The sequence below is a fragment of the Streptomyces sp. NPDC058751 genome, assembly GCF_042746485.1.
Classification (GTDB): Bacteria; Actinomycetota; Actinomycetes; order Streptomycetales; family Streptomycetaceae; genus Streptomyces.
The window spans coordinates 97,961-107,683 of sequence record NZ_JBHYPZ010000003.1 but is presented as its reverse complement, the minus strand read 5'-3'; the positions used below and the strand labels follow the sequence as shown (position 1 = coordinate 107,683).

11 protein-coding genes and 1 riboswitch are annotated in these 9,723 nt (G+C 69.5%); of the genes, 6 read left to right on the top strand and 5 right to left on the bottom strand.

The features are described 5' to 3' along the window. Positions 1-344: 344 nt before the first annotated feature. Entirely contained in the window at positions 345-800 is a 456-nt protein-coding gene (locus ACFW6B_RS04195) for a hypothetical protein (RefSeq protein ID WP_386591806.1), read from the top strand. A 542-nt stretch (positions 801-1,342) separates the two neighbouring features. Here the strand turns inward: ACFW6B_RS04195 and ACFW6B_RS04190 are convergent. From ACFW6B_RS04190 to ACFW6B_RS04170, 5 genes are all read right to left on the bottom strand, one after another. Further along, positions 1,343-1,645, bottom strand: a complete 303-nt coding sequence (locus tag ACFW6B_RS04190) for a hypothetical protein (RefSeq protein ID WP_386591805.1) — start codon at positions 1,643-1,645, stop codon at positions 1,343-1,345. Beyond that, complete coding sequence (locus ACFW6B_RS04185) at positions 1,642-2,385, bottom strand: GntR family transcriptional regulator (protein ID WP_386591804.1); 744 nt, start codon at positions 2,383-2,385, stop codon at positions 1,642-1,644. The genes ACFW6B_RS04190 and ACFW6B_RS04185 overlap by 4 nt, the downstream gene beginning before the upstream one ends. Further along, on the bottom strand, positions 2,382-2,606 hold the full coding sequence (locus ACFW6B_RS04180; RefSeq protein WP_386591803.1) for a hypothetical protein: 225 nt from the start codon (positions 2,604-2,606) through the stop codon (positions 2,382-2,384). The genes ACFW6B_RS04185 and ACFW6B_RS04180 overlap by 4 nt, the downstream gene beginning before the upstream one ends. A gap of 217 nt (positions 2,607-2,823) precedes the next feature. Next, on the bottom strand, positions 2,824-3,006 hold the full coding sequence (locus tag ACFW6B_RS04175) for a hypothetical protein (RefSeq protein WP_386591802.1): 183 nt from the start codon (positions 3,004-3,006) through the stop codon (positions 2,824-2,826). Between the two features lie 150 nt (positions 3,007-3,156). Next, positions 3,157-3,435, bottom strand: a complete 279-nt coding sequence (locus tag ACFW6B_RS04170) for a hypothetical protein (protein ID WP_386591801.1) — start codon at positions 3,433-3,435, stop codon at positions 3,157-3,159. A gap of 78 nt (positions 3,436-3,513) precedes the next feature. Between ACFW6B_RS04170 and ACFW6B_RS04165 the strand changes: the two genes are divergently transcribed. The 5 genes from ACFW6B_RS04165 (at position 3,514) to ACFW6B_RS04145 (ending at position 9,697) form a co-directional block, all read left to right on the top strand. Then, the gene (locus ACFW6B_RS04165; protein WP_386591800.1) at positions 3,514-4,269 is read left to right on the top strand and encodes a GntR family transcriptional regulator; all 756 of its coding nucleotides are present in this window, start codon (positions 3,514-3,516) and stop codon (positions 4,267-4,269) included. A gap of 225 nt (positions 4,270-4,494) precedes the next feature. Beyond that, positions 4,495-5,601, top strand: coding sequence for a 23S rRNA (adenine(2503)-C(2))-methyltransferase RlmN (gene rlmN / locus ACFW6B_RS04160; RefSeq protein ID WP_386591799.1), 1,107 nt, complete (start codon positions 4,495-4,497; stop codon positions 5,599-5,601). A 78-nt stretch (positions 5,602-5,679) separates the two neighbouring features. Then, positions 5,680-5,785: riboswitch (TPP riboswitch) on the top strand. Positions 5,786-5,861: 76 nt separating this feature from the next. Beyond that, a complete protein-coding gene (locus ACFW6B_RS04155; RefSeq protein ID WP_386591798.1) occupies positions 5,862-6,959 on the top strand; it encodes a thiamine ABC transporter substrate binding subunit in 1,098 nt (365 codons plus the stop codon). Continuing rightward, positions 6,935-8,674, top strand: coding sequence for an ABC transporter permease (locus ACFW6B_RS04150; RefSeq protein WP_386591797.1), 1,740 nt, complete (start codon positions 6,935-6,937; stop codon positions 8,672-8,674). The genes ACFW6B_RS04155 and ACFW6B_RS04150 overlap by 25 nt, the downstream gene beginning before the upstream one ends. Beyond that, positions 8,675-9,697: an ABC transporter ATP-binding protein gene (locus ACFW6B_RS04145; RefSeq protein WP_386591796.1), complete on the top strand. Its 1,023-nt coding sequence runs from the start codon at positions 8,675-8,677 to the stop codon at positions 9,695-9,697. The last annotated feature ends 26 nt before the right edge of the window (positions 9,698-9,723 follow it).

The following is a 9,723-nucleotide window of genomic DNA, read 5'->3' as shown; positions in this document are numbered from 1 at the left end:
GTCCTGGGCGACACCCACCCCGACACCCTTACCAGCCGTAACAACCTCGCCGTCGCGCGCCGGGCCGCCAAAGCTATACAGCAGAGAAGTACAGCAACCCCATCAACCGCAGCTGACTCTCAGCGGCCGTCTACGGCTGATTGACCAGCCCGATGAACTTCATTGGCTGCCCAGCCGAGAGTTCGGGACGAAGAGGTCGTGCCAGACCCGTGCCAGATCGCGTGGGAAGCCACGGGGAACATTGGGGACCCGGCCGACCTCGCAGCAGGCGCCGACACCACTCAGTCGCAGGTCAGCCCCCGGAGCAAGCCGTAGATGCCCTTAGTTTCCCAAACTAAGGGCACATGCGCAGCGATGAAGGTGATCACTTTGTTGAGGCAGGTCAGGCCTTGCCGGACCCGTATGGTGCAGCCATGACTGAGACCCCATTCACGAGCCGTGTGCAGCATCTTTTCAAGTACATCACATACGAACAGATGTGTGATCAATCTGGTGGCACACGCAGTGCATCTTGGTGGCGTCATGTACAGCTTGAGCACACTGACCTGTACAATCCGCCGCCGCCGAAGGATATCCCGGGGATCGCGAGGCTCTTCGGTGCGACGGAAGAGCAGGTTGCAGGGATGATTGCCCGTGAGTTCTATGGTGTCTCCCGGTATCCCAACCTCCGCTCGGAGCGGGAGCGTCACTTTGCCCCGTACCTCAACGCCTTGTCAGAGGAGGACGCAGACCTCGTTCTAGACCTGGTGAAGCGGCTGAACGGTGAAGCCGATGTCAAACAGGGTGAGCAACCGAACTGACGCGGCATCCTTGGTGCTGCAGCTGTACTCCCAGGCTGGGGCCTTGATATGCGTCGCGTGCAAGGGAATGCTGGCCGGCGGCACACCCGTGTTGGGCATGTGCCGCTGGAAACTTCTGTGGATCATGCTGGGGTGCGCAGTCGGTTCCGGGCCGCTCGACGCCCGTAAGGTCCTTCCGCCCCAGGCCAGCCCCCAGTAAGCCTCGGCCTCCTCAGTTTCCCAAGCCGATGGATTAGGCGCCGTCGTTCCGGATCGGCCGTCGAGGCATGCGCTGGTCGACGGGTGATGACGTGGCTGAGCCTGGTGGGGGTGCAGCGAGGCCACGCGCCCCTGGTTGCCAGGCGCGCCCGCCGTCGTGGCTGACTTTCGGCGGCTGAGGTTCAGGCGGGTGCAAAAGGGTTCGTCTCTGTCTCGGTGTGCGATGTGTCTGCACCGGGTCAACACAGCGCGACGGGGAGGGGAGCCCGGGGTGGTCTTCGGGCTCCCCTCCCCGTGTAGAAGGGAGAAGTGTTATCGGCAGGCGTCGTTGCGCGGGCGCGTCTTTAGATGCCGTGTGGTTCCTTCACTGCCAGCAGTTGACCGCGGCTGATTGCGACGCGGAGGACGTCTCGGAGGGCCCAGGTCAGTTCCTTCGCCAGCCGTTGCTTTTCTTCCGGGGCTGCATCCTGGTCGTCGAGTGTTTCGGAGGCTCGCTCCAGCAGTTCGGCGGCCGTGCCGAGTTGGACCGCCTCGATGTTGTCCGCCAGGCGGGACATGAAGCCGTCCCGGTCGTCGGTGCTCAGGTAGCAGGGGTTTCCGCCGGGGCCTAACCATGGGAGGAGTCGCAGTTCGTCTTGTGCGGTCATCCTTGCGTCTGCCTCTCGTCGATCACGTGGTGGGTGGTGAAGACCGCGTCGATGCGGTCACCCGGGAAGGCCAGCAGCGCGGCCTCGACAACACGTCCAGTGGAGTCGGTCGCGGTGCGCGTGATGGCGAGGACCGGCACGGTGGAGCCGATCCGAAGGGCCGATGCTTCGTCCGGTGTCGCTGGACGGGCGCATACCGTCTCCCGGACAGCGGCCGGCGCAGGACCCAGAACGGCGAATCTCTTGATCTCTTCCCCGTGTACGGATTCGTCGTCGAGCATTCCGGCCGGCACCAAGTCGCGCGGGATGTAGATGCGGGCCAGTCCGTGCGGTGACGCTTCTTCGAAGCTGAGGCACGAGAACTCGGCGACGGGACTGCCCATGGGCACGTTGAGCAAGGCCGTGAGATGTCCGTGCGCTTGGACCGTGGTGGTGCGAACAGTGACGCGCAGGGCGGCTTCGGCAGCGGTCCACGGGTCCAGGGTTCCCCAGCCGCCGACGTACGTGATCTTGCGAAGGGGGCGGCGGACGAAGTTGCCCTTGCCATGGATCTTCTCGACGAGGCCTTCCCCTTGGAGTGCGGCGAGGGCGGTGCGCAGAGTCAGGGTGCTGACCTTGTACCGGTCGGCCAAGTCGGTTTCGGACGGAAGACGTTCACCAGGCTTGATGAGGCCGGTCGTGATCTGGCGACGGAGGTCGTCGGCGATGTCGTGATGGCGAGAGGGCACGGACCAGGTCACCTCCTTCTCAGCGACCGCACGGCGAGGAGCCGGGTGCGTGCGTGGATGGTCAGCAGCTCGCCCGACTCGAAGACCAGTTGCTTGGCCCCCTGGGGGAGCTGGAAGAGGTCTCTCACCCGGCAGGCCCGACCACCGAGTTGGATGACGTCGCCGCGCTGCACGGTGGCCGCGGTGACCTCGACATTGCCGACCAACGCACCGCCGGGAGCCCATGTGCTCATCGCTCCGCCTCCGGGGGAGGGGTTCGGTCGGCTGTTGGGTGGCACGGGCAGTCGCACGCTTCGTAGATCAGGGGAAGGTCGGTCGGGGTCGAGGCCAGGGAGGGATCCGTGCAGGCGGGGTGTGTGCCGATGCGGCAGGCGGTCGAGCGGTAGGGAGCGGCCGGGGCGTCCGCGATGCGGAGGTGTCGGCGAGACGGCCTTGAGGACATCGAGGGCATCAGTGGATCCCCGCGAGGGCCGGCCATGCATGGATCGGCAGATGGGGAGCCACGACCACCGGGCGCGTCCGGACGCGCTTCTCCCAGGCCAGCAAGTACGGGCGGACGAGTGCGACGTCATCGGTCGCGAGCGAGTGACGGTGGTCCTCGTCGGTGGAGGCCCGATTCAGGATGACCGTCATCGCGTCAGCGGACGCCGAGAAAGCGGAAGCGGTCGACGGGTGGACGGCCGTTAAGCCGCGGCGGTGCCTGCCCTTGGACGAGTGCGACGAGTGCCGCGCTCTGGTGAGGGCGACGGCTCGGCGGATACGGTTGAGCACGCTGTTCAGCTCCTATCGCTGATAGCTCGGTCCCCCGACATCGCCCGTCGTGGGGACCGTTCTGCGTACGACCGCCCAGAGGGTGCGGCCGTTCAAGCTGGGGGCGAGGAGTCCGAACCGATCGGCCTCGGCCACCACGTCCAGGACCTCCCGCCATGACTCCGCGGAGAGCCCGTCCGGCACCTCCGCTTCGACCGACGTGTGACGGTGGTGTTCCTCCACTCGCGTGGGAAGCCCGAGGGCGGACAGCCGTGCGGCGATGGCCGCCGCGCTAACTTCCGAAGCGGGCACAGGGCAGCCTCCGTCACCGGCGATCACTTTCAGTGAAGCTAGTTAACTAGATTAGGGCTAGTGGACTAGATTTTCCATATGCCTGAGCAGCCGCCCTACCTCCGCATCGCCGACGAACTCCGGCGCCGGATCGCGGAGCACGTATGGGAGCCGGGTGACCGTCTGCCCTCTCGCGCCCAGATCGGCCAGGAGTGCGGCGTGGGCGAGAACGTGGTGCGCCGGGCGCAGGAGTTGCTGATCTCCCAGGGGTTGCTGGAGGGGCGCGCCGGGTCGGGTACGTACGTCGCCGAACCCCGGCAGCGGGTGCGAGTGGTGCGGTCGGCGGCGCGGGAGCGGCGCGACGGGTCGCCGTTCCGGGCCGACATGCGGGACATCGGCAGGGCGGGGGACTGGGAGAGCCGGACCGACGCCAAGGTGCCGGCGCCCGCCGACATCGCTGCGCGGCTCGGAATCGGCGAGGGTGAGCTGTGTGTCCGGACGACGTATGAGTTCCTGGCCGACGGCAGGCCGGTGCAGCTGTCGACGAGCTGGGAGCCGTACGACCTCACCGCAGGCTCTCTTGTCATCCTCCCCGAGGGAGGCCCGCATGCCGGAGCCGGTGTCGTGAACCGCATGGCCGCGATCGGGGTCACCGTCAGCCACGCCGTGGAGCAGCCGGAACCGCGGACGGCGACCGCCGAGGAGGCGTCGCTGCTCGGCATCCAGAAGGCCGCGCTGGTCACGCACATCCGGCGGACGTACTACAGCGACGACGGACGGCCCGTCGAGACGGCGGACATCGTGGTTCCCGTTGCTCACTGCGAGATCGTCTACGAGATTCCGATCAGTCGTTGATCGTCAGTGAATCGGGGGCGGTCGTGGGTGTTGATGCCCCGCGTCCGTCCCTGACTCTTCCCTGCCCTCGTTCGTGGCTGGTCAGGGGTCCCGTCCAAGATCATTCCTGGGCCGTCCCTGGGCCGTGCGAGGTCGACAGAAGCTGACAGAGACCGCTCAGGGGTGACCGCCCCAACCCCGCTCTGGCCTGGGGACCCGCAGATGATCTGCCACACTGAAGGTGTTATGCCTGCACCCGGAGAACTCACCTTTGTCGCGCCGCGCGGAGCCAAGAAGCCGCCGCGGCACCTCGCCGATCTCACGCCCGCCGAGCGCAAGGAGGCGGTCGCCGCGATCGGTGAGAAGCCGTTCCGCGCCAAGCAGCTCTCGCAGCACTACTTCGCCCGGTACGCGCACGACCCCGCCGAGTGGACGGACATCCCGGCCGCCTCGCGCGGCAAGCTCCAGGAGGCGCTGCTTCCCGAGCTGATGACGGTCGTACGGCACCTGTCGACCGACCAGGACACCACCCGCAAGACCCTGTGGCGGCTCTTCGACGGCACGCTCGTCGAGTCCGTGCTGATGCGCTACCCGGACCGGGTGACCATGTGCATCAGCTCGCAGGCGGGCTGCGGGATGAACTGCCCGTTCTGCGCCACCGGACAGGCCGGCCTCGACCGGAACCTGTCGACCGGCGAGATCGTGCACCAGATCGTCGACGGCATGCGGGCGCTGCGTGACGGCGAGATCCCCGGTGGTCCGGCGCGGCTCAGCAACATCGTCTTCATGGGGATGGGCGAGCCGCTCGCCAACTACAAGCGGGTGGTCGGAGCGATCCGGGCCCTGACCGACCCCGAGCCGGACGGCCTCGGCCTCTCCCAGCGCGGGATCACGGTGTCGACGGTCGGGCTGGTCCCCGCCATCAACCGGTTCGCGGACGAGGGCTTCAAGTGCCGGCTCGCGATCTCCCTGCACGCCCCGGACGACGAGCTGCGCGACACCCTCGTCCCCGTGAACACGCGGTGGAAGGTGCGCGAGGTGCTGGACGCCGGCTGGGGGTACGCGGACAGGTCCGGGCGGCGTCTGTCCATCGAGTACGCGCTGATCCGCGACATCAACGACCAGGCGTGGCGTGGTGACCGGCTCGGGCGGATGCTCAAGGGCAAGCCCGTGCACGTCAACCTCATCCCGCTGAACCCGACCCCGGGCTCGAAGTGGACCGCGTCGCGGCCCGAGGACGAGAAGGCGTTCGTCGAGGCGATCGCGGCCCACGGCGTCACGGTCACCGTCCGGGACACCCGGGGCCAGGAGATCGACGGAGCGTGTGGTCAGCTCGCCGCGACCGAGCGGTAGTCTGAAGCGAGCCGGTCCGTCCCGTCACCGCCGCAGTCCGGCGTTGTCACGGGCCGGCACTCACCGTCCGACATCTTCATATTCCGACAGGGGAGCGCCACAGCGCTGAGAGTGCGGGACAGACCGCAGACCCTCTGAACCTTGCCCAGGTCATTCTGGGTAGGAAGTTCGGTCGCCACTCAAGCTGTTGCGCCCTGCCCGGGAACCGTCAGAGGTCCCGGGCAGGGCCGCGTCTCTTCCTGGTCACCCAGGAGGAATCAGTGATCACCACCACCAGCAGGGGCAGACGACTCGCGGTCACGGCCGTCGGGCTCGGTCTCGTCGCGCTGCCCGCGCTGTCCGCGTGCGGCTCGTCCGACACCGCCGGCTCCGGCGACCCGAAGACGGTCACGCTCGTCAGCCACGACTCGTGGCTCGTGTCGAAGAACGTGCTCGCGGACTTCGAGAAGCGGTCCGGCTACAAGGTCCGCGTCCTCAAGGACGGCGACGCCGGGCAGGCCGTGAACAAGGCCGTCCTGACCAAGGACAACCCCCAGGGCGACGTCTTCTTCGGCGTCGACAACACCCTGCTCTCCCGCGCGCTCGACAACGGTCTCTTCCAGCCGTACGAGGCCAAGGGCGCCGACCAGGTCCTGCCGGAGTACCGGGCCGACCAGGACAAGCACCGGGTCACGCCCGTCGACACGGGCGACATCTGCGTCAACTACGACAAGGCCTGGTTCAGCAAGCACAAGATCGCGCCGCCGAAGTCCTTCGACGACCTGGTCAAGCCCGCCTACAAGAACCTCCTCGTCACCGAGAACGCCGCCACCTCCTCGCCCGGCCTCGGCTTCCTGCTCGGGTCCGCCGCGCACTACGGCGACGAGAACTGGCAGGGCTACTGGAAGAAGCTCAAGGCCAACGGGGTCAAGGTCGTCGACGGCTGGGAGCAGGCGTACAACGAGGAGTTCTCGGGGTCCGCGGGCGGCAAGAAGGCCAAGGCCGACAGGCCGCTCGTCGTCTCGTACGCCTCCTCGCCGCCCGCCGAGGTCATCTACGGCGACCCGAAGCCGACGACGGCCCCGACCGGCGTCGCGGACGGCACCTGCTTCCGGCAGGTGGAGTACGCGGGTCTGCTCAGCAACGCCGGGAACGCCAAGGGCGGCAAGGCCTTCCTGGACTTCCTGCTCACCGAGGAGTTCCAGGAGGACATGCCGCTCAACATGTTCGTCTACCCGGTGCGCGAGGGCGCGCGGGTGCCGGCCGAGTTCACGCAGTACGGTCCGCAGGCCGAGGATCCCGAGACCCTGGCGCCCGCGAAGATCGCCGCCGACCGTGATCAGTGGGTCAAGTCGTGGACCTCGCTCGTACTGAAGTAGCCGAAGGGCCGGTGAAGGCCGGCGGGCCGGAGAGGACCGGCGGACCCGGCGGGCGCGAGCGCGCCGGCCGGGCTCCGCACCGGCCCCGCGGGCGGAACGCGGCGCGGTTCGCCCTGATGGCGCTGCCCGTCGCGTTCTTCGCGGTGTTCTTCGCCTGGCCCGTCGCCGCGATCGTCTCGCGCGGGCTCCACGGGGACGGCGGCTGGCAGCTCGGCCGGATCTGGGAGGTCGCGACCAGGTCCGACATCCGGCACGTGCTGTGGTTCACCACCTGGCAGGCGCTCGCCTCGACGGCGCTCACGCTGCTGGTCGCGCTCCCCGGCGCGTACGTCTTCGCCCGCTTCGACTTCCGGGGCAAACAGATCCTGCGGGCCGTGATGACGGTGCCCTTCGTGCTGCCGACCGTGGTCGTCGGCACGGCGTTCCTCGCGCTGGTCGGCCGGGGCGGGCTGCTCGACGAGCTGTGGGGCCTGCGCCTGGACACCACCGTGTGGGCGATCCTGCTCGCGCACGTCTTCTTCAACTACGCCGTCGTCGTACGGACCGTCGGCGGTCTCTGGTCGCAGCTCGACCCGCGCCAGGAGGAGGCCGCGCGCATGCTCGGGGCCTCGCGCCCCGCGGCCTGGCGCAGGGTGACGCTGCCCGCGCTCGGGCCCGCCGTGGCCGCCGCCGCCCTCATGGTCTTCCTCTTCACCTTCACCTCGTTCGGCGCGGTGCAGATCCTCGGCGGCCCCACCTTCTCGACCCTGGAGGTCGAGATCTACCGGCAGACCTCCGAGATCTTCGACCTCACGACGGCGGCGGTGCTCACGATCGTCCAGTTCACGGCCGTCGGCGCGATCCTCGCCGTGCACGCGGCGACCGTACGCCGACGGGAGACCACCCTGCGTCTGGTGGCCCCGGAAACCACCGCGCGCCGACCGCGCGGCGCCGGACAGTGGTCGCTCCTCGCCGGTGTGCTGGTGAGCATCGCGGTCCTGCTCGTGCTGCCGCTCGCGGTCCTCGTCCAGCGGTCCCTCGACGCCCCGGGACTCGGCTACTACCGGGCCCTGGCCGACGGCGACAGCGGTGTCTTCCTCGTCGCCCCGATCGAGGCCGTCGGCAACTCCCTGGAGTACGCGCTCGCCGCCACCGCCATCGCCGTGCTGATCGGCGGCCTGGCCGCCGCCGCCCTCACCCGGCGGGCCGGCCGGCTGATGCGCGGCTTCGACGCGCTGCTGATGCTGCCGCTCGGCGTCTCCGCGGTGACCGTGGGCTTCGGGTTCCTGATCGCCCTGGACGAGCCGCCGCTCGACCTGCGCGCGAGCTGGATCCTGGTGCCGCTGGCGCAGGCGCTGGTCGGCGTCCCCTTCGTCGTACGGACCATGCTGCCCGTGCTACGCGCGGTGGACGGGCGGCTGCGGGAGGCCGCGGCCGTCCTCGGGGCCTCCCCGTGGCGGGTGTGGCGCGAGGTCGACCTGCCGATGGTGCGGCGGGCCCTGCTGATCGCGGCAGGCTTCGCCTTCGCCGTCTCCCTCGGGGAGTTCGGGGCGACCGTCTTCATCGCCCGGCCCGACAACCCGACGCTGCCGGTCGCCGTGGCCCGGCTGCTCGGACGCGCGGGGGAGCTCAACTACGGCCAGGCGATGGCCCTTTCGACCATCCTGATGGTGGTGTGCGCGGTGTCGCTGCTGCTGTTGGAGCGGGTGCGGACCGACCGGACCGGAGAGTTCTAGATGCTGCTGAGCCTTGAGGGCGCGACCGTACGCTTCGGCGGGCGGGCCGTGCTCGACGCCGTCGACCTCGACGTCGCCGAACACGAGATCGTCTGCGTGCTCGGACCGAGCGGCAGCGGAAAGTCCACCCTGCTGCGGACGGTGGCCGGACTCCAGCCGCTGGACGCGGGCCGGGTCGTGCTGGACGGACGGGACCAGGCGAGCGTTCCCGCGCACAAGCGGGGCGTCGGCCTGATGTTCCAGGACCACCAGCTGTTCCCGCAGCGGGACGTCGGCGGCAACGTGGCCTTCGGGCTGCGGATGCACGGCACGTCGAAGAGCGGACAGGCCGCACGGGTGGGGGAGTTGCTCGACCTCGTCGGTCTGCCCGGAGCCCGTGACCGCGCCGTCGCCTCGCTCTCCGGCGGTGAGCAGCAGCGCGTGGCGCTGGCCCGGGCCCTGGCGCCCAGCCCCCGGCTGCTGATGCTCGACGAACCGCTCGGCCAGCTCGACCGCTCGCTGCGCGAACGGCTCGTCGTCGAACTCCGCGAGCTCTTCGGCGCCTTGGGCACGACCGTGCTCGCCGTCACGCACGACCAGGGGGAGGCCTTCGCGCTCGCCGACCGGGTCGTGGTGATGCGCGAGGGGCGGATCGCCCAGTCCGGTACGCCGCTGGAGGTCTGGCAGCGTCCCGCGGACGCCTTCGTGGCCCGCTTCCTCGGCTTCGACAACGTGGTCGGGGCGACGGTGGGCGCGAGCGCCGCCGACACCCCCTGGGGCAGGGTCCCGGTGCCCGACGGCGCCGCCCGGGGACCCGGAACGCTCCTCGTGCGGCCCGCCGGCGTACGGCTCGTGGCCGCGGCGGACGGGCTGCGCTGCACGGTCGCCGCACGCACCTTCCGGGGCACGCACGTGGCCGTACGGCTTCAGCCGGAGGGGGCGCCGGGGCTGGAGGCGGCGTGCGCGCTGCGGGACGCGCCGGAGCCCGGGGACGTGGTCGGGGTGGAGTTCGACGCGGCCGAGGTCGTCGTCCTCGGGGCGTGATCCCCGCGAAGGACCGGCACGGCGCG

What these genes read in the sequence shown, in the direction of transcription:
- ACFW6B_RS04195 (WP_386591806.1), top strand. Translation starts at nt 345, where the DNA reads ATGCGCAGCGATGAAGGTGATCACTTTGTTGAGGCAGGTCAGGCCTTG.
- ACFW6B_RS04190 (WP_386591805.1), bottom strand. Translation starts at nt 1,645, where the DNA reads ATGACCGCACAAGACGAACTGCGACTCCTCCCATGGTTAGGCCCCGGC.
- ACFW6B_RS04180 (WP_386591803.1), bottom strand. Translation starts at nt 2,606, where the DNA reads ATGAGCACATGGGCTCCCGGCGGTGCGTTGGTCGGCAATGTCGAGGTC.
- ACFW6B_RS04175 (WP_386591802.1), bottom strand. Translation starts at nt 3,006, where the DNA reads ATGACGGTCATCCTGAATCGGGCCTCCACCGACGAGGACCACCGTCAC.
- ACFW6B_RS04165 (WP_386591800.1), top strand. Translation starts at nt 3,514, where the DNA reads ATGCCTGAGCAGCCGCCCTACCTCCGCATCGCCGACGAACTCCGGCGC.
- rlmN (WP_386591799.1), top strand. Translation starts at nt 4,495, where the DNA reads ATGCCTGCACCCGGAGAACTCACCTTTGTCGCGCCGCGCGGAGCCAAG.
- ACFW6B_RS04145 (WP_386591796.1), top strand. Translation starts at nt 8,675, where the DNA reads ATGCTGCTGAGCCTTGAGGGCGCGACCGTACGCTTCGGCGGGCGGGCC.